Raw genomic sequence first — 26588 nt, forward strand, 5'->3', positions numbered from 1 at the left:
GGAACCTACGGAGAAGCAGATGAGCGTGACGGACCGGGGAGCCACGGTGTGGCTGACGGGTCTGCCGAGCGCGGGCAAGACCACCATCGCCCACGCGCTGGCCGAGCGGCTGCGCGGCGAGGGCCACCGGGTGGAGGTCCTCGACGGCGACGAGATCCGCGAATTCCTCTCGGCGGGCCTGGGCTTCACCCGCGAGGACCGGCACACCAACGTGCAGCGGATCGGCTTCGTCGCCGAACTCCTCGCCGGCAACGGCGTCAAGGTGCTGGTCCCCGTGATCGCGCCGTACGCCGACAGCCGCGAGGCCGTCGCGAAGCGGCACGCCGCCGCCGGCACGACGTACCTGGAGGTGCACGTGGCCACCCCGGTCGAGGTGTGCTCCGTCCGCGACGTCAAGGGCCTGTACGCGAAGCAGGCGGCGGGCGAGATTTCCGGTCTGACCGGCGTCGACGACCCGTACGAGGCCCCGGCCGCCCCGGACCTGCGCATCGAGTCGCACACGCAGACCGTCCAGGAGTCCGCGGCGTCCCTGTTCACGCTGCTCACCGAGAAGGGGCTGGCATGACCACCGCCGCGCACCTGCACAACAGCGCCGCCGACTCCGACGCGGACGCGCCGTACGCCCTGTCGCACCTGGACTCCCTGGAGTCGGAGGCGGTGCACATCTTCCGCGAGGTCGCGGGCGAGTTCGAGAAGCCGGTGATCCTTTTCTCCGGTGGCAAGGACTCGATCGTCATGCTGCACCTGGCGCTGAAGGCGTTCGCACCGGCGGCGGTGCCGTTCGCGCTGCTGCACGTGGACACCGGGCACAACTTCCCCGAGGTCATCGACTACCGCGACCGCACGGTCGCCGAGCACGGCCTGCGGCTGCACGTGGCCTCCGTCCAGGAGTACATCGACGCCGGCAGGCTGCGCGAGCGCCCCGACGGCACCCGCAACCCGCTCCAGACGGTCCCGCTGACCGAGGCCATCCAGAACCACCGGTTCGACGCGGTCTTCGGCGGCGGCCGCCGCGACGAGGAGAAGGCCCGCGCCAAGGAGCGGGTGTTCTCGCTGCGCGACGAGTTCTCCCAGTGGGACCCGCGCCGCCAGCGCCCGGAGCTGTGGCAGCTCTACAACGGCCGGCACGCCGCGGGCGAGCACGTCCGCGTCTTCCCGCTGTCCAACTGGACCGAGCTGGACGTGTGGCAGTACATCGCCCGCGAGAACATCGCCCTGCCGGACATCTACTTCGCCCACGAGCGCGCGGTGTTCGCCCGCAACGGCATGTGGCTCACCGCCGGCGACTGGGGCGGCCCCAAGGACGGCGAGACGGTGGAGAAGCGGCTGATCCGCTACCGCACCGTCGGCGACATGTCCTGCACCGGCGCCGTCGACTCCGACGCCGCCACGCTCGACGCGGTGATCGCCGAGATCGCCGTCTCCCGACTGACCGAGCGGGGCGCGACCCGGGCGGACGATAAGCTGTCCGAGGCCGCGATGGAAGACCGCAAGCGCGAAGGGTACTTCTAGCCATGTCCAGCACCACCGAGCAGCTGAGCGCGACGACGCTGCTGCGCTTCGCCACCGCGGGTTCCGTCGACGACGGCAAGTCCACGCTGGTGGGCCGCCTGCTGCACGACTCGAAGTCGGTCCTGGAGGACCAACTCGAGGCCGTGGAGCGGGTCTCCGCCGACCGCGGGCAGAACGCCCCGGACCTGGCGCTGCTGACCGACGGCCTGCGGGCCGAGCGCGAGCAGGGCATCACCATCGACGTCGCCTACCGCTACTTCGCCACCGCCCGCCGCCGGTTCATCCTGGCCGACACCCCCGGGCACGTGCAGTACACCCGGAACATGGTCACCGGCGCCTCCACCGCCGAACTGGCCGTGGTGCTGGTCGACGCCCGCAACGGCGTCGTCGAGCAGACCCGCCGGCACGCCGCGGTCGCGGCCCTGCTGCGCGTCCCGCACGTGGTCCTGGCCGTCAACAAGATGGACCTGGTCGGGTACGAGGAGGCGGTCTTCGCGAAGATCGCCGCTGAGTTCACCGAGTACGCCGGCGAGCTGGGCGTGCCGGAGATCACCGCGATCCCGATCTCGGCCCTGGCCGGCGACAACGTCGTGGAGCCCAGCGCCAACATGGACTGGTACGGCGGCCCGACGGTGCTGGAGCACCTGGAGACCGTCCCGGTCAGCCACGACCTGGCCGCCTGCCCGGCGCGCTTCCCGGTGCAGTACGTGATCCGCCCGCAGACCGCCGAGCACCCCGACTACCGGGGCTACGCCGGCCAGATCGCCTCCGGCGTGCTGCGGGTCGGCGAGGCCGTGACCGTGCTGCCGTCGGGCCGCACCTCGGTCATCGAGGGCATCGACGCGCTCGGCACCGGTCTTGGATCAAGCACGGCCGTCGACATCGCCTGGGCCCCGCAGTCGGTGACGCTCCGTCTGAAGGACGACATCGACATCTCGCGCGGCGACCTGATCGCGCCGACCGCTTCGGCCCCCGCCACCACGCAGGACGTCGTCGCGACCGTCTGCCACGTGGCCGACCAGCCCCTCTCCGTGGGCGCGCGGGTCCTCCTGAAGCACACCACCCGCACGGTCAAGGCGATCGTGAAGGAGATCCCCTCCCGCCTGACGCTGGACGACCTGTCCCAGCACCCCGACCCGGGGCAGCTGGTGGCCAACGACATCGGCCGCGTCGTCGTACGCACCGCCGAGCCGCTCGCGCTCGACGCGTACGCCGACTCGCGCCGCACCGGATCGTTCCTGCTCATCGACCCGGCCGACGGCACGACCCTCGCGGCGGGCATGGCCGGCGAGTCCTTCGCCTCCCGCGCCGCCCGGGGGGCCGCCGAGGCCGACGACGACGGGTGGGACTTCTGAGCCATGGACAGTGACATCTTCGCGACCTTCGCCAAGGAGGGCGGCCGAGTGGGAAGCGGCGCCCTCGGCAGCGGTCAGGGAGGGGTGGCGCGATGTGCGGGATGACCGCATCGCCGTCGGCGTCCCGCCGCCGGGCCCTCGCCCCCCACGAGCACCGCGTGCTCGACCCGACCTCGCTCCACCGACGAAGACGTGCGTCATGAGACGACGTCACGAGAGGAAGCCCTCCCGTGCCTGCCACCACCCGTGCCGCCGGTAGCGCGCTGCGCCGCGGCCTGGCCGCCGCAGCCGCCCTCCCGCTCCTGATCGGCGCGCTCGCCTCGTGCGGCTACGGCTCCCAGGCCGACAAAGCTGATGACAAGACGTCCGGCACTGCTGCCGGCTCCGGCACGAAGCTGTCGGCGTCCGAGGTCCGCATCGGCTACTTCCCGAACCTGACGCACGCCACCGCCCTGGTCGGCCTCCAGGAAGGCCTGATCGCCAAGGAGCTCGGCGGCACCAGGATCAAGCCTCAGGCGTTCAACGCCGGCCCGTCCGAGATCGAGGCCCTGGGCGGCGGCTCTCTCGACATCGGCTTCATCGGCCCCTCGCCGGCCATCAACGGCTACGTCAAGTCCAAGGGCCGGAACCTGCGGATCATCTCCGGCTCCGCCTCCGGCGGCGTGAAGCTGGTCGTGAACCCCGACAGGATCAAGACCCCGGACGACCTCAAGGGCAAGAGGATCGCCACCCCGCAGAAGGGGAACACGCAGGACGTCGCCTTCCTCAACTGGATCGCCGGGAAGGGCTGGAAGGTCGACCCCGAGTCCGGCAAGGGCGACGTCTCCGTCGTCCGCACCGACAACAAGGTGACCCCGGACGCCTTCAAGCAGGGGTCCGTCGACGGCGCCTGGGTGCCCGAGCCGACCGCCTCCAAGCTGGTCACGGAAGGCGCCGCGGTCCTCCTCGACGAAACCGACCTGTGGCCCGACAAGAAGTTCGTGATCACGAACGTCATCGTGTCGCAGAAGTTCCTCAAGGAGCACCCGGACGTGGTCGAGGCCGTGCTCCGCGGCACCGTGAAGACCAACGAGTGGATCAACGCCAACCCCGACCGGGCCAAGGCATCCGCGAACGCGGCCCTGAAGGCCGGGACCGGCAAGGAACTCGACGCGAAGGTCATCGACCCCGCCTGGAAGAGCATCCTCGTCACCGACGACCCGCTGGCCGCCACGCTCAAGGCGCAGGCCGACCACGCCGTCAGGGCCGAGCTCATCGAACAGCCCGACCTGGCCGGCATCTACGACCTGACGCTGCTGAACAAGGTGCTGAAGGAAGCCGGCAAGCCGGAGGTCCCCGACGCCGGCCTCGGCGCGAAGTAAGTCCGCACGAACAACCCCCAGGAGGTGACGACCATGGCCACCACGCTTGCCAAGGCCGCCGAGGGCACCGCCGCGACGGCCGCCGCCCACGCCGCCCGGATCGAGCACGTCTCGAAGTCCTTCACCGGCCCGGCCGGATCGCAGCTCGTCCTGGACGACATCAGCCTCGATGTCGGTCCGGGAGAATTCGTCACCATCCTGGGGGCCTCGGGCTGCGGCAAGTCCACCCTGCTCAACCTGGTCGCCGGCCTCGACAAGCCCACCGCGGGCACCATCGAGACCGCCGGCCGCCCCGCCCTGATGTTCCAGGAGCACGCCCTGTTCCCGTGGCTGACCGCGGGCAAGAACATCGAACTCGCCCTGCGGCTGCGCGGCGTGCCCAAGTCCGGCCGCACGGCGGAGGCCGAGCGGCTGCTGGAACTGGTCCGCCTCGGCGGGGCGTACGGCAAGCGCGTCCACGAGCTGTCCGGCGGCATGCGCCAGCGCGTCGCCCTGGCCCGCGCCCTGGCCCAGGACAGCCCGCTGCTGCTGATGGACGAGCCGTTCGCGGCCCTCGACGCCATCACCCGGGACGTGCTGCACGGCGAACTCACCCGTATCTGGCAGGAGACGAACCTCTCGGTCCTCTTCGTCACCCACAACGTGCGCGAGGCCGTACGCCTCGCCCAGCGCGTGGTCCTGCTCTCCTCCCGCCCCGGCCGGGTCGCGAAGGAGTGGGCCGTCGGCATCCCGCAGCCCCGCCGCATCGAGGACGCGGACGTCGCGGAGCTGTCCCTCGAGATCACCGAACACCTGCGTGGGGAGATCCGCCGCCATGGCCAGCACTGAAACGAAGGCGAAGACGGACGACCTCGCGGGCCTGGAGGCCGGCCTCGACGCGCTCGACGCCGTGGAGGTCCGGCGCACCCCGGTCAGGGAGGTCCTCCTCAAGAAGGTCCTCCCGCCGGTCCTGGCGGTCGCCCTCGTCCTGGCCGTCTGGCAGGTCCTCGTCTCGGCGGGGGTCACCGAGGAGAGCAAACTGCCCCCGCTGTCCGCGGTGTGGGACAGCCTGGCGGACATGTGGCTCAAGGGGACCCTGTTCGACGTCATCTGGACCTCGGTCTCCCGCGGCCTGCTCGGCTTCCTGCTGGCCCTGGCCATCGGCACCCCGCTCGGCCTGCTGGTCGCCCGGGTGAAGGCGGTGCGGGCGGCGATCGGCCCGATCCTGTCGGGCCTGCAGTCCCTGCCGTCGGTGGCCTGGGTTCCGCCGGCCGTCCTCTGGTTCGGCCTCAACGATTCCATGATGTTCACCGTCATCCTGCTGGGCGCCGTCCCGTCCATCGCCAACGGCCTGGTCTCCGGCGTGGACCAGGTGCCGCCGCTGTTCCTGCGGGCCGGCCGCACCCTGGGCGCGACGGGCGTCAAGGGCGTGTGGCACGTGGTCATGCCGGCCGCGCTGCCCGGCTACCTGGCCGGCCTGAAGCAGGGCTGGGCGTTCTCCTGGCGGTCCCTGATGGCCGCCGAGATCATCGCCTCCTCGCCCGACCTCGGGCTGGGCCTGGGCCAGCTGCTGGAGAACGGCCGCAACAACATCGACCTGCCCGGCGTGTTCCTCGCGATCATCCTGATCCTGGTCGTCGGCATCGCCATCGACCTGCTGGTCTTCAGCCCGGTCGAGCGGTGGGTGCTGCGCAGCCGCGGCCTGCTGGCCAGGAGCTGATCAGCATGGCCCCCGCCCCAGTCCCCGTCCTTCTCGTCATCGCCCACGGCAGCCGCGACCCGCGGCACGCGGCGACCGTGCACGCCCTCACCCGGCGCGTGCGGGCGCTGCGGCCGGGGCTGCGGGTGGAGACGGCCTTCCTCGACTTCAACGCCCCCCGGGTCGAGCAGGTGCTGTCCGCACTGCACGCCGACCGCGTCCACGACGTGGTCGCGCTGCCGCTGCTGCTCACCCGCGCCTTCCACGCGAAGGCGGACATCCCCGCGGTGCTCGCGGAGGCCCTGCTCCGGCTGCCGGCCCTCACGGTCCGCGTCGCCGACGTCCTCGGCCCCTCCCCGCTGCTGACGGCGGCGCTGGAGCTCCGGCTGCGGGAGGCCGGGATCACCCCGGCGGACCGCGCCACCACCGGCGTGGTGCTCGCGGCCGCCGGTTCATCGGACCCGGAGGCGATCGCAGTGATCGCTGAAACCGCGCGGGAGTGGCGGCACACCGGTTGGTGCGCCGTGCGGCCTGCGTTCGCCTCCGGAGCCTTTCCCGCCGGGTACTCCCGTACGGAGGACGCCGTACGGGCCCTGCGGGCGGAGGGCGTCCGGCGCGTGGCGGTGGCGCCGTACGTCATCGCCCCCGGCCGGCTGCCGGACCGGATCGACGCCGGGGCGCGCGAGGCCGGTGCGGACGTGGTGGCCGGGGTGCTGGGCGCCGCCCCGCAGCTGGCCCGCCTGCTCCTGCACCGGTACGAGGCCGCCGTCACGGCCCCGGCCGCCGCCCGGCGCCCGGCGCCCGTCGCCCTCTCGGCCTGATGGCCTGATGGCCTGAGGGCCGACCCGCCGGCTGCCGCTGCGCGGAGCCTTTCCCCACCCCGCCCCTTCCCGAAACTGTGGGCTCCGCCCCCAGACCCCCGCGCCTCAAACGCCGGCGAGGCTGGAATTTCCAGCCGGCGCGGCGTTTGAGCGCAGCGGCAGCGGCAGCTAGTGGCAGCGGGCGGCGGCTTCGTCGGCGAGGGCGGTGAGGTCCGCGATGGACATCGAGCCCGGTGTGATCCCCTCGCGGGCGAAGATGTTCGCCGCCTGCCGCAGCACCTCGTTGACCGGCGTCGGCACCCCGTGCAGCCGCCCCAGCAGGCACACCTCCCCGTTGAGGTAGTCGGCCTCGATCGACCCGGTCCTCCGCTGCAGGCTCTGCCAGGACGACCCGCCCCGCAGCACCGGCGGCTGCACGGCCCGGCCGTCCCAGGCCGCGGCCTCCTCCGCCTCCGACACGTACGCGATCCCCGCCGCGGCGAAGACGGCCGCGCCCTCGCGGCGGGCCCGCCGGAGCAGCGCCGCCTTGGCCGGGTCGGGTTCGGGCCCCGTGGTGGCTTGGATCGCGTTGCCGAGGTTGCCGAGCAGCTTCGCGTACTTCCACCGCATCACGTCCTCGACCACCGGCGCGTCGAAGCCGGCCCCGTCCAGGTCGGCCGCGATCCGCCGGGCCCGCGCATCCGCGCCGCCGGCGGCCAGGCCGATGTGCAGGATGCCGGTCCGGGGTGCGCCCAGGGCGCTCACCACGCCCGGCTCCAGGAACGTGGCCGGCAGCCACACGCAGACCCCGTACACCCGTGCGAATCGGCGCAGGGCGAGGCGCTGGCTCTCGACTCCGTTCTGCGCGCACAGCACCGGCAGCCGCTGGGCCGCCGTCCCGCCGCCCGCCACCTCCGCGGCACCCCACAGGTCGAGCGCGGCGATGGCGTCCTGGGTCTTCACGGCGAGCAGCAGGACGTCGTCCGGCCGCAGTTCGCCGAGCTCCGCCGGGCCCTCCACGACGGGCAGCCGGTGCACCCGGGTCCCGTCGGCCGTGGTGAGCCGCAGTCCGTCCGCCCGCAGGGCCCGGGCGTGTGCGCCCCGCGCGGCGAGGACGACCTCGTTGCCTGCCTCGGCGAGCCGTCCGCCGATGGTCGCGCCGATCGCTCCGGCACCGATGATGATGTAGCGCATGTGCGGAGCCTGGCACATGCGGCGTCCTGTGTTTTCGGCGGGGGCGTGGCGGACTGCGTGTTCCGGCTCGGCGGCGGCCTTCCCATACGGCGGCTCGGCCCCGGCACGGCAGGCCCGGCCGGGCCCCTGGTGCCGAACAGCCCGGTGCGCCAGTCGAGTTGGCGGCCGAGGGGTGGGTCCGGCAGACGTCGGCCCGGGCACCGGCTCAGCCGCCCGCCCATCCGGCGAAAACCTTGACGCGGCAACCATCCGTCTCACGCCTCGGGAACGCGAAGTCCTCGACGCGCCCGCCCGGTAGGGCGGCCGTACGCTGGAAGTGCACGCACGGAGCGGGGAGCCTCTGCCGGTGTGTCACCGCAGGGCGATCCGGCGGGCATCTCACACCCGGAACTCCCTGTTCGAAGGGAGCCTTCGATGGCTGCCACGAAGCGCACGTCCGCCCGGCCGAAGCCCTCGGCGAAGGAGCAGGACGAACTGATCACCTCGCTCAAGCACTTCATCCGCACCCGCGGGTCGAGTTACCTGAGCGATCCGAACGTGTCCTCGATCGGCATCGGCTACAAGGAGAAGGACGGCAAGCGGGGCAAGGAGCTGGCCCTTCAGTTCACGGTCGACCGGAAGGTCGAGCCGGAGGGCCTCGGTCTCCTGGGCAGCGTGGAGATACCCGCGTTCATCGAGGTCGACGGGGTCAGGGTGCCGACGGACGTCGTCCAGCGCAGCTACGCGCCGCACTTCCTGGTGGTGGCCGAGGGGGAGACCCCGGACCGGCAGCGGCGCGTCGACCCGGTACGCCCCGGGGTGAGCGTCAGCAACGTCAACCTGAGCGCGGGCACCCTCGGCTGCATCGTCTTCGACCGGAACGACGGCTCGACCTGCGTCCTGAGCAACTGGCACGTCCTCAACGGCCGCACCGGCACCCGGGGCGACCACGTCGTACAGCCGGGCGCCAAGGACGACAGCCGTACCGCCCTCAACCATCTGGGCCGGCTGGTACGCGCCCACCTGGGCGTCGCCGGCGACTGCGCCGTGTCGACGGTCACGGACCGGGACTGCGACCCGAGCATCCTCGACCTCGACGTGGCCCCGGCCAGGCTGGGCGAGCCGCAGATCGACGACAAGGTCGTCAAATGCGGCCGCACCACGGGGGTCACGCACGGCGTGGTGACCCGCCCCTTCGCCAAGGTGAGCGTCGACTACGGCACGGGCGTGGGCATCAGGGAGATCGAGTGCTTCGAGATAGGCCCCGACCCCAACAAGCCGGCGCCCGACGGCGAGATCAGCAAGCGGGGCGACTCGGGGGCGGCGTGGATGTTCAAGACCCGCGCCGGACGGCCGAGCGACGTGCTCGCGGGACTGCACTTCGGCGGCGAGTCCGAAGCCGACCCCGAGGAGCGGGCGCTGGCCTGCTTCCCCCGGGCGGTCTTCGACGAACTGAAGATCACCCTTCAGCGCCCGGCCCCCGAGGCGGGTCCCGCAGGCGGCTACGACCCGGCCTTCCTCTCCGTCCCGATAGCGCCCCCGAAGCTGAACCCGTCCATCAAGGACGACGCGGTGCAACTCGGCGGGTCCGAGGTCGTCCCCTACACGCACTTCTCCCTGGCGCTGAGCTCGAGCCGCCGGTTCGCGTTCTGGGTGGCCTGGAACATCGACGGCGGCAGCCTGAAGAAACTCGACCGCAAGGGGATCAAGTTCAAGACGGACCCGCGGCTGCCGCTCGCGGCGCAGGTGGACAACGACCTGTACAAGGGCGGGGCACACAACCGGCTCGACCGGGGCCACGTCGCCCGCCGCGCCGACCTGCTGTGGGGGCCGCTGGCCGAGGCGCAGAAGGCCAACCGGGACTCGTTCTTCTACACCAACATCACTCCGCAGATGGACGACTTCAACCAGAGCGCCCGCAACGGCGTCTGGGGGCACCTCGAGGACGCGGTGTTCGAGGAAGTGGAAGTCGACGGGCTGCGGGTGAGCGTGTTCGGCGGCCCGGTCTTCCAGGAGGACGACCGCGTCTTCCGGGGCGTGCAGATACCCCGGGAGTTCTGGAAGGTGCTGGTCTTCACCGAGCACGACACCCTGAAGTGCAAGGCCTTCCTGCTGACACAGAACCTGGTCCTGACCGAAGCGCTGGACCTGGACGAGTTCCGCGTGTTCCAGGTCAGGCTCGCCGAGCTCCAGGCACGCACCGGCGTCCGGTTCGCCGCGGCGATGGCCGAAGCGGACACCCTGGTCGTCCCCGAGGCCGTGGAGGACCGCGCCCCGCTGGAGCGCCTGTCCGACATCGACTGGAGCTGAGCGGCCTCGGGGAGGCCGCTCAGCGGGTCATCTCGACGAGCTTCACCACCGTGTTCCAGTTCCGGGTGGTGGCGTCGACGCCCTTGAACACCGCCGGCCGGAACAGGGCCTCGGCCAGCTTGGACCGCCCCAGCCCGTCGGGGGCGTACAGGTAGACGACCCGCTCGCCCACGCTGAACTCCTCCGGCAGGAACGCCTCCCGGTCGATCCCGGCGAACCGCGAGTCGTCGGGCTGCTCCGACAGGAAGGTGGCGTGCAGCTGCTTCCCCTCCAGCTCATCGGCGGGATAGGGGCAACCTTCCTGCACGGTCTTCAGCTGGGCCCCGTCGACCACGAGACAGGCCACGGAGAACCCGAACCGCTCTTCGAGGGCATGCTCGATCTCCCGGGCGAGCGCCACCGGATCGGCGTCCCGGCAGCCGAACACGGCGTTGCCGCTCTGCAGATAGGTCCGCACGTCCTCGTACCCGAGGCGTTCGAGCACCTCGCGCAGCTCGGCCATCGGAACCTTCTTCTTCCCGCCGACGTTGATGCCGCGCAGCAGGGCCGCGTATGTGGTCATGCTCAAACCATAGCCACAGTGCGAAACTGAACCCGCTCACCAAGACCCGGATCCGAGAGAGGGCAAGAGGGCGCATGGACGAGGCGCGGGCCAGGGATGTACTGGCGGCCGCGGGGTTCACCCGGCCGGCCCGAGGGCAGGCCGCAGCCCTCCTCGCCCTGGGGGAGAACGCGGTGTTCGGCGTCGGCGAGCTCGTCGTCAAGGTGGGCAGGGAGGCGGCGCTGCTGGAGCGGGCCGCGCGGGAACTCGCCGTGGCGCTCTGGCTGGAGCGGGCCGGGATCCCGGCGGTGCGGGCCGCCGAGCCGAAGCCGCGGCTGGTGGACGGCCACCCGGTGACGGTGTGGCACCGGCTGCCGGACGCGGTCCGGCCGGCCGGGCCGGAGGACCTGGCGGTGCTGCTGCGCCGCATCCACGCCCTGCCGGCGCCGCCGTTCGACCTGCCCGCGCGCGACCTGCTGGGCGGGGTCGAGCGGTGGCTGCGGCTGGCCGGCAGCGCCGTGGACCCGGCGGACGCCGCGTACCTGCGGGCCCGGCGCGATGGCTACGCCGGCCAGGTGGCCGCGCTCACCCCGCACCTCCCGCCGGGCCCGATCCACGGCGACGCGCTCCCCCGCAACGTGCACGTCGGCCCCGACGGCCCGGTCCTGGTGGACCTGGAGACCGTGTCGACGGACCTGCGGGAGCACGACCTGGTCGTCATGGCCCTGTCCCGGGACCGGTACGGCCTGCCGTCGGCGGCGTACGACGCGTTCGCGACCGCCTACGGGTGGGACGTGCGCGACTGGGAGGGCTGCGCAGTCCTGCGCGGCGCCCGCGAGACGGCGAGCTGCGCCTGGGTCGCCCAGCACGCCCCCGCCAACCCGAAGGCCCAGGCCGAGTTCCGGCGCCGGGTGGCGTCCCTCCGCGACGGGGACCCGCACATGCGCTGGCACGCCTTCTGACGGTGCAGCACCGCCGGCCCTGTGGACCCTCGCGGCGGCCTCCCACCGCGCGCTGGTCCACCTCCCGATCCGCGCCCACGCCGCGGCCGCTGAAGGGACGGGCGGGCGGCCGTCGGACCTGGTCCTGCTTGTACCGCTCCCGGCGGCGCTCCCTCAGGCCGGCACCGCCGCGATCCCCCGGAGCGGCCATGCCGGGTCGACCACCGCGTCCGGGGTGCCCTGGCGGCGCAGGTACGACTGGAAGTCCCGGGCCCAGCGCTCGTGCCAGGCGCTCTGGCGGGCGTGCAGCTCGGCCGGGGTGAGGGCGGCCACCTGCGGGTGGCGGACGGCTATCGCGCGGGCGACCTGGACCGCGGCCAGCGCATCGGCGCCCGCGTCGTGCGCACTGTCGAGGGTGACCCCGTACACCCCGCACACCGCCTCGAGCGTGCGCTTGCCTCGCCGGTAGCGGTCCACCGCCCGGTCGATGGTCAGCGGGTCGACCACCGGCCCGGTCGGCGTCCCCCCGAGCCGGTCGGCGAGCGAGGGGAGCCCGTGCCGGGCGAGTTCCGCCGTCAGCAGGGTCAGGTCGAAGGCCGCGTTGTACGCGACGACGACCGCGCCGCGGCTCCAGTGCTCCACGAGGCCCGCCGCGACCTCGTCGGCGACCTCCCGCACCGGGCGGCCCTCGGCGACGGCCCGCTCCGTGCTGATCCCGTGGATCGCCGAGGCCTGCCGGGGGATCGGTATGCCCGGGTCCGCGAGCCAGCAGCGCCGCCCGAGCACCTCCCCGCCCCGCACCTCGACCACCGCCGCCGTGACGATCCGCGACTCCCCCGGCTCCGTGCCGGTCGTCTCCAGGTCGAATCCGATCAGCGCTCCGGCGTGCCAGTCCCCCATCACGCGCCCCTCCCCCGTCACGTCCGCGGCCCTCGGTCCTCGGCCCCCGGCACCATTCGTCAGTCGTCAGCCATCAGTCATCAGCCGCCGGCCATCAGCACCGGCAGCCGTCGGCCGGCGTGCATCCCCCGGCCAACGACTTTCAGCCTGCCACGGGCCACTGACAGTCACGACACCGGGCGGGAGTCCTGCCAGATGGACTCGAATTCCTCCCGATACATGGGGAAAAGTCCGTGTTCGGTATCGCGGGGTGACGCCGAGGCCCGCGCACCGCCGCCCCGCAGGACGAGCACCGGCGCCTCCATGCCCCGCGCCCGGCGCAGGTACGACTGCACCACCGCGATGCCCGAGTTCTCCCCCTCCACCAGGTAGGCCGTGAAGCGCGGGGTCTCGTCGAAGACGTGGATCTCGAACCGCGAGGGGTCCCGCAGCCCGGCCCGCACCCGCCGCACGTGGAGGATGTTCATCTCCACCGACCGGCTCAGCTCGCCCTTGCGCAGCCCGAGCTCCCGTTCGCGGCGCTTGACGGCGCTGCTGGCCGGGTTCAGGAACAGCAGCCGGACCCGGCAGCCGGCCTCGGTGAGCCGGACGAGTCTTCGGCCGGAGTAGTTCTGGACGAGCAGGTTGAGCCCTATGCCGATGGCGTCGAGCCGCCGTGCGCCGCCGAAGAGGTCCTCGGCCGGGAGCTGCCGCTGGAGCCGGACCCGGTCGGGGTGGACGGAGACCACGTCCGCGTACCGGTCGCCCACCAGGTCCTCGACGGCGTCGATCGGCAGCCGGTCCGCCGACGGGGAGCCGGCGCCTCCGCCCAGCACCTCGAGCAGCCGGGCCGAGGCGCGCTCCGCCTGTTCCAGCACGGCCCGGGACAGCGCCCGGTTGCGGGAGACGACGTTCCGGGTGACCTCGAGCTCGTCGAGGGCGAGCTCGATCTCCCGCCGGTCGTCGAAGTACGGTTCGAAGCAGGGCCAGTGCTGGACCATCAGCTCCCGCAGCTGGGGCAGCGTCAGGAAGCTGAGGACGTTGTCGTCGGCGGGGTCGAGCAGGTAGCCCTTGCGGCGGCTGACCTCGCGCACCGCGACGGCCCGCTGCACCCACTCCTGTCCGGCGGGCCCGGCGGCGACGACGACCCAGTCGTCCTCGCCGTGCACGGGCTGGTAGATCGGCCGCAGGACGGCGCCGACCACCGCCCGCAGCCGCTGTTCGATCAGATTGAGCCAGATGTACGCGCGGCCCGCGCGCTGGGCCCGGGTGCGCACCTCGGTCCAGGCGTCCGCGCCCCAGTCCAGTTCGGCCCCGGCCCGTATCGCCGCGGCCTCCGGCGCCGCGAGGGACACCGCCCCGCCCGGCACCCCGCCGGGCCCGTCGGCCCCCCCGGCCCCGCCGCCCCCGGCCCCTTCCGGCACCCCGCCGGACGCACCGCCGGGTGCGCCTCCTGGGGCGTCCGCCGAGCCACCCTCGTGACCGCCGTCACCAGGGGGAAGCTCCAGCCCTCCCGAGCTCACCCGTGCACCGCCTTCTGCGTTCTGGACGCCCGTCTCCAGTGATCACGGAAGGGTACTCCGAGGTCGGCGCCCGGTGCAGCCCGATGCGACCCGATGAACCGTACACAGGTGATCCGTTGACCCATTATCGGATGCGCACACAGTCCGCTGACCCGCATATCGGCACACCGGGTCACCCGGCAGGAGTATCCCAAGTCCCCGCGTACAGCCCCTCTTTCGGGGAAGATCCTGCCCATGGCACGGATCGGCGGCCGCCGACCGCGAACCAGCCGCCCGACGCCGAGGGGAAGACGGGAGACGAGTCGTTGTCCATGCAGGTCTGGCCGGGACACGCGTATCCGCTCGGCGCCACCTACGATGGCGCAGGCACCAACTTCGCGGTCTACTCCGAGGCCGCCCGGCGCATCGAGCTGTGCCTGCTTCACGATGACGGCTCCGAGACGGCCGTCGAACTGCGCGAGACCGACGCCTTCGTCCGGCACGCCTACCTGCCGGGCGTGATGCCGGGCCAGCGCTACGGCTTCCGCGTCCACGGGCCGTACGAGCCCGAGCGCGGGCAGCGCTGCAATCCGGCCAAACTGCTCCTCGACCCGTACGCCCGGGCGATCGCCGGGAGCATCGACTGGGGCGAGGAGGTGTACGGCTACCACTTCGGCCGGCCCGACTCGCGCAACGACCTCGACTCGGCGCCGCGCACGATGGGTTCGGTCGTCGTGAACCCGTACTTCGACTGGGCCAACGACCGCCCGCCGCGCCACGAGTACCACCGGACGGTGCTGTACGAGGCCCATGTCAAAGGGCTGACCATGCGCCATCCCGAGCTCCCGGAGGAGCTGCGCGGCACGTACGGGGCGCTCGCGCACCCGGCGGTCATCGGGCACCTGACGAAGCTCGGGGTGACCGCGCTCGAGCTGATGCCGGTGCACCAGTACGTCCACGACCACCGGCTGGTCGACGACGGGCTGACCAACTACTGGGGCTACAACACGATCGGCTACTTCGCCCCGCACAACGGCTACGCCTCGGGCGACCGCGGCCAGCAGGTTCTGGAGTTCAAGTCGGCGGTCCGGGCCCTGCACGAGGCCGGGATCGAGGTGATCCTGGACGTGGTCTACAACCACACGGCCGAGGGCAACCACCTGGGCCCGACGCTGTCCTTCCGGGGGCTCGACAACGCCTCGTACTACCGGCTGGCGGACGATCCGCGGCATTACACGGACACCACCGGGACCGGGAACTCGCTGCTCATGCGCTCCCCGCACGTCCTGCAGCTCATCATGGACTCGCTGCGCTACTGGGTCACCGAGATGCATGTGGACGGGTTCCGGTTCGACCTGGCGGCCACCCTGGCCCGGCAGTTCCACGAGGTGGACAGGCTGTCGTCGTTCTTCGACCTGGTCCAGCAGGATCCGGTGGTCAGCCAGGTGAAGCTGATCGCGGAGCCCTGGGACCTGGGCGAGGGCGGCTACCAGGTGGGGAACTTCCCGCCGCTGTGGACGGAGTGGAACGGCAAGTACCGGGATACCGTACGGGACTTGTGGCGGGGGCAGCCGCGGACCCTCGCCGATTTCGCGAGCCGGCTGACGGGCTCCTCGGACCTCTACCAGGACGACGGCCGGCGCCCCCTCGCCTCCATCAACTTCCACACCTGCCACGACGGTTTCACGCTGCACGATCTCGTGTCGTACGACGAGAAGCACAACGAGGCGAACCGGGAGGGAAATCGGGACGGCGAAACCCACAACCGGTCCTGGAACTGCGGGGTGGAGGGCCCGACCGACGATCCGGAGGTCCTCCAGCTGCGCGAGCGGCAGATGCGCAACTTCACGGCCACCCTAATGCTGTCGCAGGGGGTGCCGATGCTCAGCCACGGCGACGAGTTCGCCCGCAGCCAGAGCGGCAACAACAACGCGTACTGCCAGGACAACGAGCTGGCGTGGGTGGAGTGGCCGGAGCCGGGCAAACCGGCGCCCTCGCTGCTGGAGTTCACCCGCCGGATGGTGTGGCTGCGCCGGGACCACCCGGTCTTCCGGCGGCGCCGCTTCTTCCACGGGCGGCCGGTGGAGGGCACCCACGACGAGCTGTCGGACATCGCCTGGTTCACCCCGTACGGGGAGCCGATGCGGGCCCGCGACTGGCAGGCGCAGCACGCGCGGGCGCTGACGGTGTTCCTGAACGGGGAGGCCATCTCCGAGCCGGGGGCGCGCGGGGAGCGGATCACCGACGACTCGTTCCTGCTGATGTTCAACGCCGGTGCCGAGGCACAGGAGTTCACGGTTCCGGCCGGCCACGGGGCGCAGTGGCGGCTGGTCGTGGACACGGCGCGGCCGGAGGTGCTGCCATCCGGCAGCGGACCGCAGTTCGCGGCCGGGGACCGGGTGACGCTGACGGGACGCTCGCTGGTCGTGCTCCAGCGGCCGGAGTGACGCGTGACGCGGGCCGGGGGGCCGGGGGCCGGGGGCCGGGGGCTGGGGCCGCGCGGTCAGGCCGGCGCCCGGCAGGCCTCGAGGGCGCCGGCGGCGCAGGCCGTGACCCCGGCACGCCTGGCTGGTTCCCTCTTCGTCACCCTCACGAACCAGCACGACGACAGGGAGAGATCAAAGCTGCCGGTCGGAGCACGGTCCTTCGCCCAGGAGGGCGAGAGGCCGCTCCTTCCGCTCCTTGCCCTGCTCCGCAGAAGTCCGATTCCTCCCCCGCCCGCGGGCCGGGGTCTCCTCGGAGGTTCCTGATGAGCCGACGCCATCCTCACCTCACGTCAGAATCCGACACTCCGACCGCCGCCGGCCGGGCGAGACCTTCGTCGACGTACCGCCTCCAGCTGTGCCCGGAATTCCCCTTCGCCGCCGCCGAGAAGACCCTTGCGCACCTCGCCTCGCTCGGGATCTCCCACCTGCACCTGTCCCCCGTCCTGGAGGCGGTTCCCGGCTCGGCCCACGGGTACGACGTCACCGACCACTCCCGGGTGCGGGAGGAGCTCGGCGGGGAGCGCGGGCTGCGCGGGCTGGCCGCCGCGGCCCGGGAGCGCGGGCTCGGCCTCGTGCTGGACATCGTTCCGAACCACATGGCGGTGCCCTCGCCGCTGCGGTTGAACCGGCCCCTGTGGGAGGTCCTGCGGGAGGGGCCGCGGTCCCCGTACGCGCGCTGGTTCGACATCGACTGGGAGGCGGGCGGCGGGCGGCTGCTGCTGCCGGTGCTCGGGGAGCCGCTCGACCCGGCCGCGTGCACGGTCGGCGAGGGGGTGCTGCGGGTCGGTGGCGGGTGGGAGTTCCCGCTGCGCGCCGGGACGGCGGGGCTGCCGGTGCCAGAGCTGCTGGCCGCCCAGTGGTACCGGCCCGCCTGCTGGCGGGAGGCCCGCACCGGGCTCAACTACCGCCGCTTCTTCACGATCTCGCAGCTCATCGGGGTCCGGGTGGAGGACCCGGAGGTGTTCGCGGCGACGCACGCGAAGGTGCTGGAGCTGGTGCGCGACGGGGTGGCCGCCGGGCTGCGGATCGACCACGTGGACGGGCTCGCGGACCCCGGGGCGTACCTGCGGCGGCTGCGCGCGGCGGTGGGGGACGGCTGCTGGGTGGTCGTGGAGAAGATCCTGGCCGGGCAGGAGCGGCTGCCGGCCGGCTGGCCGGTGGCGGGGACCACCGGGTACGACGCGCTGCGGCAGGTGGACGGGGTGTTCACCGACCCGGCCGGTGCCGCCGAACTGGACCGCCGCTACCGGGCGACCACGGGCCTGCCGGGCTGGGAGGACACCGCCCGGGCCTGCGCTCGGGAGATGCTGACCGGCGATCTGGCCGCCGAGCTGGGGGCGCTGGAGCGGGCGGCCGGGCCGGAGGCGGCACCGGCGGTGCGCGAGGTGCTGATCGCCTACCCCGTCTACCGGCCGTACCCCGGGGACGGGGGGCTGGATCCGGGGGCGCTGGCGGAGGCCGCCCGGCGGGCGGGTGAGCGGGCGGTGGCCGGCGTACGGGACCTCGTGCGGGGGGATCCGGCGTTCGCGGCGCGCTTCGCGCAGACCTCGGCGGCGCTGCGCGCCAAGGCGCTGGAGGACCGGGCGTTCTACCGGTACACACCGCTGCTGTCGGCCACGGAGGTCGGCGGGGATCCGGGGCACCCGGCCGTGGAGCCGGACGGGTTCCACGCGTACTGCGCCGCGCTCGAGCGGGACTGGCCGGGCTCGGGGACGGTGCTGTCCACGCACGACACCAAGCGCAGTGCAGACGTCCGGGCTCGGATCGCAGCCCTTTCGCAGGCGCCCGAGCTGATGGACGGGTCCGCGGGCGATGCGGACGGCACCGGGCACGACCCTCAACTGGCGTGGGTCGCACGGCAGACGGCGCTCGGCCTCGGCGAGGTCCCGGACCGCGCGGAGCGGCTCGCGGGAGCCCTGCTCAAGGCGGCGCGCGAGGCCGCCCTGCACACCAGCTGGACCGAGCAGGACGCGGCGTACGAGGCCTCGGTCGCCCGGTACGTACCGGCTGTGGCCGCCGGGGCGGAGGGGGCCGAGCTCCCGCAGGCCCTCGCGGAGGCGGCCCGCGCCAACCTGCTGGGGACGGCGCTGCTGCACCTGGCGATGCCCGGGGTCCCGGAGGTCTACCAGGGTGCCGAGACGGAGTACCGGGCGCTGGTGGACCCGGACAACCGGCGACCGGCCATGTTCCCCCGCGATGCGCTGGCCCGGCTGGACGCGGGGGCGGCGCCGGAGGGGGTGGCGGAGGAGAAGCTCGCGCTGACGGCCGCCCTGCTGCGGCTGCGCCGGGACCGGCCGGGGCTGTTCACCGGCTACGCGGCACTGGCCGCCCGCGGCCCGGCGGCCGGGCACTGCCTGGCCTTCGCCCGCCCGGGCGGCCTGGTCGCGGTGGCGACCCGGCTCTCGCTCCGGCTGGCCCGGTCGGGGGGCTGGCGGGACACCGTCCTGCCCCTGCCGCCGGGGCGGTGGAGGCCCGTACTGCCGCCGGCGCCCGGCGAGCCGCGGCCGGCATCGTACGAGGGCGGGGTGCGGCTGGCGGAGCTGCTGGCGGCGCGGCCGGTGGCGGTCCTGCTACGGGACGGGGTCGGCGGCGAGTAGCCCGGCGAAGGCCTCCGCCGCGCCCGTGAGCGGGACGCGGGAGAAGACGGCGAGGGGCCGGTGCCACGGCGGGTCGAAGGAGAGCAGCGTGCAGTCCTCGCCGAGGGCGCCCCGGGCCGTGTGGGCGGGGGCCATGACGACCCCGGTGCCGGCGGCTGCCATGCGGACGGCCGTGGAGGTGTGGTCGGTGCGCAGCACGGTGCGCGGGGTGAAGCCGACCTTGCCGCCCGCCCAGTCGAGGAACGGCTCGCCGTGTACGACGGGTTCCATGGCGCAGCGGATCCAGTCGCGGTCGGCGAGTTCGGCCAGGCGTACGGAGCCGCGGCCGGCCAGCGGGTCGTCGAAGGGGACGACGAGCACCAGCTCCTCCCGGCCGGCCGGGAGGACGGGGCCGGTCCACTCCTTGGGCTCGGGGCCCACGGCGAGGTCGGCAACGCCGCGGTCCAGCTGTTCCTCCAGGGCTTCGGTGGACGCGTACTCGCGCAGGACGAGCTGGACGCCGGGGTGGCGGCTGCGCCAGCGGGCGGCGACGGCCGGGAGCAGTCCGACGGCGACGGAGTGGACGGTGGCGACGTGCAGTTCGCCGCCGGCGGCTCCGGCGGCGGCGCGGGCGGCGCGCCGTGCCTGGCGGGCGCTGCGCACGGCGAGCTGGGCGTGGGGCAGGAAGGCGCGGCCCATGGGGGTGAGGCGGACCCCGCGCGGCATGCGCTCCAGCAGGGCGCCGCCGACCGACCGCTCCAGGGCCTTGATCTGGTGGGAGAGGGCGGGCTGGGTGACGTGCAGGGCGTCGGCGGCCCGGGTGAAGGAGGACTCCTCCACGACGGCGAGGAAGTACTCCATCTGACGCAGGCTCATGGATGCGAAGCATAAGCATGCTGCATGGGACCGAGAAGATCATTGCCTTGGACCGCAGGCCAGGGCCGGCCGCAGGGTGGAGGGCATGAACACCGCAGATGTGATCGTGATCGGCGGCGGCACCGGCGGGTACAGCACCGCCCTGCGCGCCGCGGCCCTGGGGCTGGACGTCGTCCTCGTGGAGCGCGACAAGGTCGGGGGGACCTGCCTGCACCGCGGGTGCATACCGAGCAAGGCCATGCTGCACGCGGCCGAGCTCGTCGACGGGGCGGCCGAGGCGCGTGAGCGCTGGGGGGTGCGGGTGACGGTGGAGGGAGTGGACTGGCGGGCCCTTGCCGCCACGCGGGACGACATCGTCGCCCGCAACCACCGGGGGGTGGAGGGGCACCTGCGGCAGGCCGGGGTGCGTCTGGTGCACGGCTCGGCCCGGCTGACGGGCCCGCGCTCCGTACGGACGTCGGACGGGCGGGAGTTCACGGCGGCGCGCGGCGTCGTGCTGGCCACCGGGTCGCGGCCGCGCGTCCTGCCGGGGCTGGAGCCCGACGGGCACACGGTCGTCACCAGTGACGACGCGCTGTTCGCGCCGGGGCTGCCGGGGTCGGTGCTGGTGCTGGGCGGTGGGGCGATCGGCGTGGAGTACGCCTCGTTCCACCGGTCGATGGGGGCGGAGGTGACGCTGGTGGAGGCCGCGGAGCGGCTCGTTCCGCTGGAGGACGCGGACGTCTCCCGGCATCTGGCGCGCGGGCTGCGGGGGCGTGGCATCGACGTGCGGACCGGGGCGCGGCTGGAGGGGGTCGAACGGCTCGCGGGCGGAGGGGTGCGGGCCGCCGTACGCGGTCCGCGCGGGAACCTCGAGGAGGTGGCGGCGGAGCGGCTGCTGGTCGCCGTGGGCCGGGTTCCGGTCACCGACGGGCTGGAGCTGGCGGCGGCGGGGCTGGCCGCGGACGGGCGGGGGTTCGTGGCGCCCGCCGACTGGTCCCGGCTGGAGACGGCGGTGCCGGGGATCCACGTGGTCGGGGACCTGCTGCCGCCGCCTTCGCCCGGGCTGGCGCACGCCTCGTTCGCGGAGGGGCTGCTGGTGGCGGAGACCCTGGCGGGGGTGCCGGGCGCGCCGGTGGACTACGCGGCGGTGCCGAGGGTGACGTACTCGGCACCGCAGACGGCCGCCGTGGGACTGACGGAGGCGCAGGCCCGCGACCTGGCGTACGACGTGGTGGTGGGCTCGATGCCGCTGACGGCCGTCGCCAAGGGGATGGTGCACGGGCGGGGCGGGACGGTGAAGGTGGTCGCGGAGCGGGGCGGGCGGGTGCTGGGCGTGCACCTGGTGGGGCCGCACGTGTCGGAGATGATCGCGGAGGGCCAGCTGGTCGTGGGCTGGGACGGCGAGCCGTCCGACGTGGCCCGCCACATCCACGCCCACCCGACGCTGTCGGAGGCGGTGGGCGAGGTGTTCCTGACCCTGGCCGGCCGCGGCCTGCACCAGCGGTAGGCGACGCGATTCCGGCACGGGAGGGCGGAGGCTTCGGCCGGCATTTCGGGAAGTGTGGGGCGCGCGGAGCAGTAGGGGGCGTGTGCGGCGGGCATTGCATCAGACGTGACCCACCTCCGTGACATGCGCTACCCCACACCGCGCGAACTCGCGCAGGCCGCCCGCGCACTGGCGGACGCACACCCCCGCCGGGTCCGGCTGCGCCAGGTCGGCAGCTCCCGGGGCGGGGAACCCCTCTGGCTCCTGTCCGTGGCCGCGAACCGGACTGCCGCGGACCGGACTGCCGCGGACGGGCCCGCCGGCGCCGGCGGGCCGCAGGACCGCTGTGTGCTCGTCGTGGCCGGCGCGCATGCCAACGAGCCCGTCGGCGGCGCCACCGCCCTCGCCCTGGCCCGGCGCCTCGTCCACGGCCCCGCGCCCCGTCCCGGCGGGGGGTGGCACTTCCTGCTGTGCGCCGATCCCGACGGCGCGGCCCTGCACCGCACCCCGCACCCGGACTCCCTGCTCGACTACCACCGGAACTTCTACCGGCCGCCCGGCCCCGAACAGCCCGAGTGGGCGCCGTCCTTACTGCCCCCGGACCGGCTGCCGCCCGAAACGCTGGCCCTGATGGCGCTCATCGACGAGCTGCGGCCGGTGCTCCAGGTCTCCCTGCACGGCACCGACCTCGGCGGCTCGTGGGTGCAGCTCACGCGGGACATACCCGGCCTCGCCGAGCCGTTCGCCAAGTCGGCCGCCGAGCTGCGCATCCCGGTGGAGACCGGGGCCTCGGACGCGGTCGGCTGGCCGTCCCCCGGGCCCGGGATCTTCGTGATGCCGCCGCGGGGACGCGCCGCCGCCGGGGCGTTCCACCCGGAGGACACCCGGCTCAGCACCTGGTACCGCACCCACCGCTACGCCGGGACCACCGCCATCGTGGAAGTCCCGATGTGGGCCTCCGACCTGGTGGACGACCCGGCCCCGCACCCCGACCCGCGCGGCGCGCTGCGGGTGCTCGCGGGCCGGCTCGCCGAGGACGCCTCGCTCGTCTCGGCGGTGCGGGACCGGGCGGCGGACGCGGTGCCGGGTGCGGACCCCGGCGCCGCCTCGCTGCTGCGCGCCGTCGACTGGACGCTCGGGCTGATCCCCGGGATCACCGCCGAGTGGACGGGCGCCGGAGCCCCCGCCGAGGCCTCGACGGCCCGCATCGGCAGCATCGACGCCTTCGGGCGGCGGCTGTCCCTGCGCGCCGCCGCGATGCTGCTGCGGGTGCTGCGCGTCCAGGGCCACCCGGCGGCGGGCGGCCTGGACCGGCTCGTCACCGGCTGGTGCGCGGAGTTCGCGTCCCGGTTCCAAGCCCGCTGGGTGCCGGTCGCCGACCAGGTCGAGCACCAGACCCGCACCGTCCTGGCCGCCCACGCCCGTCTCGCTGCCGCCGGACCCGTCAGCCCGTAGCGGCGGCGGCCCCGGCGGCGGCGGCCCCGGCGGCCCGAGGCCGCTCAGCCGGCCGAGATGCGGAAGGACGTGCGGCCGAAGCCGACCTGGTCGCCGTCGCGGACCACGATGGAGCCGGTCACCCTGCGTCCGTTGACGGTGGTGCCGTTCGAGGAGCCGAGGTCGGTCAGGACCCACACTCCGTCGTGCATGACGAGTTCGGCGTGCACCCGGGAGACGGTCTCGTCGGTGAGCCGGAGCCCGTTGCCGGGGTCACGGCCGATCCGCAGGGGCTGCGCGCCGGGGTGCGGGAGCAGCAGTTTCGGCAGGCGCTCCGCGTGCCAGGCGCGCCGGACCCCGGCCGAGAGGGCGGAGACCCGGCCCACCCAGCCGAACAGGCGGCGGGTCCAGGCGGCTTCGGAGTCCCGGCCGTCGAGGTCGGCGACGAGGACGGCGAGTTCCTCGGAGCGGCGGGCGACGAGGGCGAGCTCCATCCGGCGCAGGAAGGTGTCGTGGGACAGCTTGCCGAGGGCGGCTCCTTCGCGGAGCTTGCCCAGGGCGTGGTCGCGCTCCGCGTCGGAGAGGCGCGGCGCGGGGTAGGCGGGGAACTCGAAACTCGACGTCACAGGGTGATTGTCGGCCCGTCAGGGGCAGAGTGTCCAGAACTCCCCCGGCCACCGGTGATGATGGGTACGACACATGGCAAAGCTCACGTTCCGGTACCGCCGCAGACGAGGGGGCCGCCCGTGCATTTCGAGGTGTGGGCACCGCTGACAGACCGGGTCGTCCTGCGGCTCGCGTCGCACGCCGAAGCCGAAACCGCAACCGAAGCCGAAACCGAAGCCGCCGAAGAGCCCGAGGCCTGGGCCGCGTACGGGATGGTGCGCGATCCGGACCGGGACGGCTGGTGGGTGGTCGAGGCCCCGGCCGCCGACGGGGACCGGTACGGGTTCCAGCTGGGCGACGGCCCGACCGTACGGCCCGATCCGCGCGGCCGGCGGCTGCCGGACGGGCCGGACGGCCCGTCCGCCGTCGTGGACGCCGAGTCGCCGGCACCCCGGGCGCCGGCGCCGGGCGTCCGGCTTCAGGATGCGGTCCTGTACGAGCTGCACATCGGCACCTTCACCCCCGAGGGCACCTTCGACGCGGCCGCCGCCCGCCTCGGCCACCTGGTCTCGCTCGGTGTCACGCACGTCGAGCTGCTGCCGGTCTGCCCGTTCCCCGGCCGGCACGGGTGGGGGTACGACGGGGTCGCGCCGTGGGCGGTGCACGAGCCGTACGGCGGCCCGGCCGGGCTCGCCCGGTTCGTGGACGCGGCACACGAGGCCGGCCTCGGGGTGGTACTGGACGTGGTCCACAACCACCTGGGGCCGTCCGGCAACCACCTGACGGCCTTCGGCCCGTACTTCACGGACACCCACCACACGCCCTGGGGTGCGGCGGTGAACCTGGACGCGCCCGGCTCGGACGAGGTCCGCGCGTACTTCACCGGCAGCGCGCTCGCCTGGCTGCGCGACTACCGGATCGACGGACTCCGCCTGGATGCGGTGCACGCGCTGGCCGACGGGCGGGCGCTGACGTTCCTGGAGGAGCTGGCCGCGGCGGTGGACGCGCTCGCCGCCGAGACCGGCCGGCCGCTGTTCCTGATCGCCGAGTCCGACCGGTGCGACCCGCGGACCACCACCCCGCGCGCCGAGGGCGGGCAGGGTCTGCACGCCCAGTGGAACGACGACTTCCACCACGCCCTGCACTGTGCGCTGACCGGCGAGTCGCAGGCGTACTACGCCGACTTCGCCGAGGCGCCGCTCGCCGCCCTGGCGAAGACCCTGACCCGGGCCTTCTTCCACGACGGGACCTGGTCGGCCTTCCGGGGCCGCACCCACGGCCGGCCCGTGGACCGCCGGCGGACCCCCGCGCACCGCTTCCTCGGCTACGCCCAGACCCACGACCAGATCGGCAACCGGGCGCAGGGCGACCGGCTCGCCGCCTCCCTCTCCCCCGGGCTGCTGGCGTGCGCGGCGGCGCTGGTGCTGGCCGGGCCGTTCGTGCCGATGCTGTTCATGGGCGAGGAGTGGGGCGCCCGCACGCCGTGGCAGTACTTCACCGACCACCCGGACCCGGAGCTCGCCGAGGCGGTCCGCACCGGCCGGCGCCGGGAGTTCGCCGCCCACGGCTGGCAGGCCGTGGAAGTCCCCGATCCGCAGGACCCGGCCACCCGGGACCGGTCCTGCCTGGACTGGGCGGAACCCGAGCGTGCCCCGCACGCGCGGCTGCTGGCCTGGTACCGGACCCTGGTCGGGCTGCGCCGCAGCCACCCGGACCTGCGGGACCCGGACCTGGCCGCGGTGCGCGTCGCGTACGACGAGGAGCGGCGCTGGATCACCTTCCGGCGGGGCGACGTACGGGTGGTGGTGAACCTCGCCCCCGAGCCGGCGGTGATCGCCCTGGGCCGCAACGGGGTCCGGGTGCTGGCGTCCTGGGATCCGGTCGGCCACCCGGACCCGGAGGGCCGCGTCCACGTCCCGGCCGAGTCGGCGGTCCTCTTGGCACCGTAGGACCCGGGGTGCGGCGCCGGGGCCGGCTTCAGCCCGCCCGGAGGCGGCGTACCGCGCGGTCCTCCGCCCGCTCCACCGCGCCCCGCCCGTGTACGTGGACCAGGGCGAGGTGGAACAGGGCGGGGGCGGTGGGCGCCCAGTGGTGGATCCGGTCCGGCCGGAGCATGTACCGGACGACGTCGGCGGGGCGGAACGGGACCAGGTCGAGGCTCTGGTGCTCCCACCGGTCGGCGACCCCGCGGGACATCCGCTCCTGCAGGCCGTCCCCGGTCAACTCGGCGAGCCGGGCGTGGAAATGGGCGCTCCACTGCCGCCGTTCCACGTCGAGTACGAGGGCCAGCAGGCTCAGCGTGTACTCGTGGGGCTCCAGGGAGAGCTCCTCGCGCATTCCGCGGCGCGCCACCTCGTGCAGGTCGGGGGCGTTGCGTCCGGCGGAGTCGAGGTGCCGCGACAGTCCTTCGTTCACCGAGGAGTTCCACAGGCCGGTGCCGGTCCGGACGCTGTCGGCCCGCCGCCCGACGACCAGCAGGTGGTCGGCGGTGACCACGGCGACGTTGATGCCGAAGCTGCACTGGAGGAAGGCGGGTGCGGTCAGCGGGTCTGCGGGGTCCAGGTAGCGGCTGCGCGGCGTGGAGCCGTCGGGCAGCCTGCGGTCCAGCTGCTGGGCGGCCAGAAAGGTGAAGTAGTCGGTGGGGCGCAGCCGCAGGCGGACCTCCGGCTGCTCCTCGAGGGGGCTGCGGGAGACGGACACCTCGTCGACCGCGTAGCGGGGGCCGTTCCAGGCACCGCCGCCGTCCCGCGCGCGCTCCTGCTCCTCGATCTCGTCGCGCCAGGGGGCCATCTCCTCGGGCAGGACGATCTCCTGGTCGAGGACCTGGAGGTGGACGGCCGAGGGGGCGAGGGGATGCCGTCCGTCGCCCTCCACGATCAGGGCGGAGGTGCGCAGCGGGCCGAGGGCGAACGTCGACCAGGCGGCGGCCGAACCGCCATCCTGGCGGAACGTCAGACTCCGCACCCTGCCCGCCGATCGCTGTCTGAGCCGGTGCCAGGCGTCCTCGATCGGCTGCTGGAAGAGGCCTCCGAGGACGAGTCCGAACACGGCGCCCACCGCGCCGTTGACCACGTCTATTCCGCTCACACG

Annotated in this window: 21 protein-coding genes; 14 read left to right on the forward strand and 7 right to left on the reverse strand. The window is 73.8% G+C overall.

Annotated elements, in window-relative coordinates; all coding sequences use genetic code 11:
- Positions 1–19: 19 nt before the first annotated feature.
- From cysC to AC068A_RS08445, 7 genes are all read left to right on the forward strand, one after another.
- On the forward strand, positions 20–565 hold the full coding sequence (cysC, locus tag AC068A_RS08415; protein ID WP_478582483.1) for an adenylyl-sulfate kinase: 546 nt from the start codon (positions 20–22) through the stop codon (positions 563–565).
- Positions 562–1512, forward strand: a complete 951-nt coding sequence (gene cysD / locus AC068A_RS08420; RefSeq protein ID WP_478582486.1) for a sulfate adenylyltransferase subunit CysD — start codon at positions 562–564, stop codon at positions 1510–1512. The genes cysC and cysD overlap by 4 nt, the downstream gene beginning before the upstream one ends.
- 2 nt (positions 1513–1514) lie before the next feature.
- The gene (locus AC068A_RS08425) at positions 1515–2867 is read left to right on the forward strand and encodes a sulfate adenylyltransferase subunit 1 (RefSeq protein WP_478582489.1); all 1353 of its coding nucleotides are present in this window, start codon (positions 1515–1517) and stop codon (positions 2865–2867) included.
- Positions 2868–3097: 230 nt separating this feature from the next.
- Positions 3098–4228, forward strand: a complete 1131-nt coding sequence (locus AC068A_RS08430; protein ID WP_478582492.1) for an aliphatic sulfonate ABC transporter substrate-binding protein — start codon at positions 3098–3100, stop codon at positions 4226–4228.
- A gap of 33 nt (positions 4229–4261) precedes the next feature.
- Positions 4262–5056: an ABC transporter ATP-binding protein gene (locus AC068A_RS08435; RefSeq protein WP_478582495.1), complete on the forward strand. Its 795-nt coding sequence runs from the start codon at positions 4262–4264 to the stop codon at positions 5054–5056.
- The gene (locus tag AC068A_RS08440; protein WP_478582498.1) at positions 5043–5927 is read left to right on the forward strand and encodes an ABC transporter permease; all 885 of its coding nucleotides are present in this window, start codon (positions 5043–5045) and stop codon (positions 5925–5927) included. The genes AC068A_RS08435 and AC068A_RS08440 overlap by 14 nt, the downstream gene beginning before the upstream one ends.
- Positions 5928–5932: 5 nt before the next feature.
- Positions 5933–6727 carry a sirohydrochlorin chelatase gene (locus AC068A_RS08445; RefSeq protein ID WP_478582501.1) on the forward strand — a complete coding sequence of 265 codons (795 nt, stop codon included), beginning with the start codon at positions 5933–5935 and terminating at the stop codon, positions 6725–6727.
- Between the two features lie 168 nt (positions 6728–6895).
- On the opposite strand, the gene AC068A_RS08450 is transcribed toward AC068A_RS08445, so the two are convergent.
- Complete coding sequence (locus tag AC068A_RS08450; RefSeq protein WP_478582504.1) at positions 6896–7900, reverse strand: ketopantoate reductase family protein; 1005 nt, start codon at positions 7898–7900, stop codon at positions 6896–6898.
- 414 nt (positions 7901–8314) lie between these two features.
- Here AC068A_RS08450 and AC068A_RS08455 point away from each other — a divergent pair, with 414 nt between their 5' ends.
- Positions 8315–10189, forward strand: a complete 1875-nt coding sequence (locus AC068A_RS08455; RefSeq protein WP_478582507.1) for a DNA/RNA non-specific endonuclease — start codon at positions 8315–8317, stop codon at positions 10187–10189.
- Between the two features lie 19 nt (positions 10190–10208).
- On the opposite strand, the gene AC068A_RS08460 is transcribed toward AC068A_RS08455, so the two are convergent.
- A complete protein-coding gene (locus AC068A_RS08460; protein WP_478582510.1) occupies positions 10209–10751 on the reverse strand; it encodes a DUF1697 domain-containing protein in 543 nt (180 codons plus the stop codon).
- A 74-nt stretch (positions 10752–10825) separates the two neighbouring features.
- Here AC068A_RS08460 and AC068A_RS08465 point away from each other — a divergent pair, with 74 nt between their 5' ends.
- Positions 10826–11692 (forward strand): phosphotransferase enzyme family protein, encoded by an 867-nt coding sequence (locus tag AC068A_RS08465; RefSeq protein WP_478582513.1) that lies wholly within the window; start codon positions 10826–10828, stop codon positions 11690–11692.
- Between the two features lie 153 nt (positions 11693–11845).
- On the opposite strand, the gene AC068A_RS08470 is transcribed toward AC068A_RS08465, so the two are convergent.
- Positions 11846–12571, reverse strand: coding sequence for an exonuclease domain-containing protein (locus tag AC068A_RS08470; protein WP_478582516.1), 726 nt, complete (start codon positions 12569–12571; stop codon positions 11846–11848).
- A gap of 167 nt (positions 12572–12738) precedes the next feature.
- Positions 12739–14073 (reverse strand): SAV2148 family HEPN domain-containing protein, encoded by a 1335-nt coding sequence (locus AC068A_RS08475; RefSeq protein WP_478582519.1) that lies wholly within the window; start codon positions 14071–14073, stop codon positions 12739–12741.
- A gap of 311 nt (positions 14074–14384) precedes the next feature.
- Here AC068A_RS08475 and glgX point away from each other — a divergent pair, with 311 nt between their 5' ends.
- The gene (glgX, locus tag AC068A_RS08480) at positions 14385–16499 is read left to right on the forward strand and encodes a glycogen debranching protein GlgX (protein ID WP_478582794.1); all 2115 of its coding nucleotides are present in this window, start codon (positions 14385–14387) and stop codon (positions 16497–16499) included.
- Positions 16500–16801: 302 nt separating this feature from the next.
- Positions 16802–19135, forward strand: coding sequence for a malto-oligosyltrehalose synthase (treY, locus tag AC068A_RS08485; protein WP_478582521.1), 2334 nt, complete (start codon positions 16802–16804; stop codon positions 19133–19135).
- On the opposite strand, the gene AC068A_RS08490 is transcribed toward treY, so the two are convergent.
- Entirely contained in the window at positions 19109–19990 is an 882-nt protein-coding gene (locus AC068A_RS08490) for a LysR family transcriptional regulator (RefSeq protein ID WP_478582524.1), read from the reverse strand. The genes treY and AC068A_RS08490 overlap by 27 nt on opposite strands.
- 85 nt (positions 19991–20075) lie before the next feature.
- Between AC068A_RS08490 and lpdA the strand changes: the two genes are divergently transcribed.
- Both lpdA and AC068A_RS08500 read left to right on the forward strand, forming a co-directional pair.
- Positions 20076–21479: a dihydrolipoyl dehydrogenase gene (gene lpdA / locus AC068A_RS08495; protein WP_478582527.1), complete on the forward strand. Its 1404-nt coding sequence runs from the start codon at positions 20076–20078 to the stop codon at positions 21477–21479.
- A 105-nt stretch (positions 21480–21584) separates the two neighbouring features.
- Positions 21585–22913, forward strand: a complete 1329-nt coding sequence (locus tag AC068A_RS08500) for a M14 family zinc carboxypeptidase (RefSeq protein WP_478582530.1) — start codon at positions 21585–21587, stop codon at positions 22911–22913.
- A 44-nt stretch (positions 22914–22957) separates the two neighbouring features.
- Here AC068A_RS08500 and AC068A_RS08505 read toward each other — a convergent pair whose 3' ends face one another.
- Positions 22958–23518, reverse strand: coding sequence for an FHA domain-containing protein (locus AC068A_RS08505; protein ID WP_478582533.1), 561 nt, complete (start codon positions 23516–23518; stop codon positions 22958–22960).
- Positions 23519–23638: 120 nt separating this feature from the next.
- On the opposite strand from AC068A_RS08505, the gene treZ reads away from it, so the two are divergent.
- On the forward strand, positions 23639–25447 hold the full coding sequence (gene treZ / locus AC068A_RS08510) for a malto-oligosyltrehalose trehalohydrolase (protein ID WP_478582536.1): 1809 nt from the start codon (positions 23639–23641) through the stop codon (positions 25445–25447).
- Positions 25448–25475: 28 nt separating this feature from the next.
- Here treZ and AC068A_RS08515 read toward each other — a convergent pair whose 3' ends face one another.
- Positions 25476–26585 carry a hypothetical protein gene (locus AC068A_RS08515; protein ID WP_478582539.1) on the reverse strand — a complete coding sequence of 370 codons (1110 nt, stop codon included), beginning with the start codon at positions 26583–26585 and terminating at the stop codon, positions 25476–25478.
- Between the last annotated feature and the right edge of the window lie 3 nt (positions 26586–26588).

Source organism: Streptomyces sp. NPDC043854, from assembly GCF_056436005.1.

Bases quoted from the DNA above. Each gene is read 5' to 3' on its own strand.
- cysC (WP_478582483.1), top strand. From the start codon at position 20: ATGAGCGTGACGGACCGGGGAGCCACGGTGTGGCTGACGGGTCTGCCG.
- cysD (WP_478582486.1), top strand. From the start codon at position 562: ATGACCACCGCCGCGCACCTGCACAACAGCGCCGCCGACTCCGACGCG.
- AC068A_RS08425 (WP_478582489.1), top strand. From the start codon at position 1,515: ATGTCCAGCACCACCGAGCAGCTGAGCGCGACGACGCTGCTGCGCTTC.
- AC068A_RS08435 (WP_478582495.1), top strand. From the start codon at position 4,262: ATGGCCACCACGCTTGCCAAGGCCGCCGAGGGCACCGCCGCGACGGCC.
- AC068A_RS08440 (WP_478582498.1), top strand. From the start codon at position 5,043: ATGGCCAGCACTGAAACGAAGGCGAAGACGGACGACCTCGCGGGCCTG.
- AC068A_RS08445 (WP_478582501.1), top strand. From the start codon at position 5,933: ATGGCCCCCGCCCCAGTCCCCGTCCTTCTCGTCATCGCCCACGGCAGC.
- AC068A_RS08450 (WP_478582504.1), bottom strand. From the start codon at position 7,900: ATGCGCTACATCATCATCGGTGCCGGAGCGATCGGCGCGACCATCGGC.
- AC068A_RS08455 (WP_478582507.1), top strand. From the start codon at position 8,315: ATGGCTGCCACGAAGCGCACGTCCGCCCGGCCGAAGCCCTCGGCGAAG.
- AC068A_RS08460 (WP_478582510.1), bottom strand. From the start codon at position 10,751: ATGACCACATACGCGGCCCTGCTGCGCGGCATCAACGTCGGCGGGAAG.
- AC068A_RS08465 (WP_478582513.1), top strand. From the start codon at position 10,826: ATGGACGAGGCGCGGGCCAGGGATGTACTGGCGGCCGCGGGGTTCACC.
- AC068A_RS08470 (WP_478582516.1), bottom strand. From the start codon at position 12,571: ATGGGGGACTGGCACGCCGGAGCGCTGATCGGATTCGACCTGGAGACG.
- glgX (WP_478582794.1), top strand. From the start codon at position 14,385: ATGCAGGTCTGGCCGGGACACGCGTATCCGCTCGGCGCCACCTACGAT.
- treY (WP_478582521.1), top strand. From the start codon at position 16,802: ATGAGCCGACGCCATCCTCACCTCACGTCAGAATCCGACACTCCGACC.
- AC068A_RS08490 (WP_478582524.1), bottom strand. From the start codon at position 19,990: ATGAGCCTGCGTCAGATGGAGTACTTCCTCGCCGTCGTGGAGGAGTCC.
- lpdA (WP_478582527.1), top strand. From the start codon at position 20,076: ATGAACACCGCAGATGTGATCGTGATCGGCGGCGGCACCGGCGGGTAC.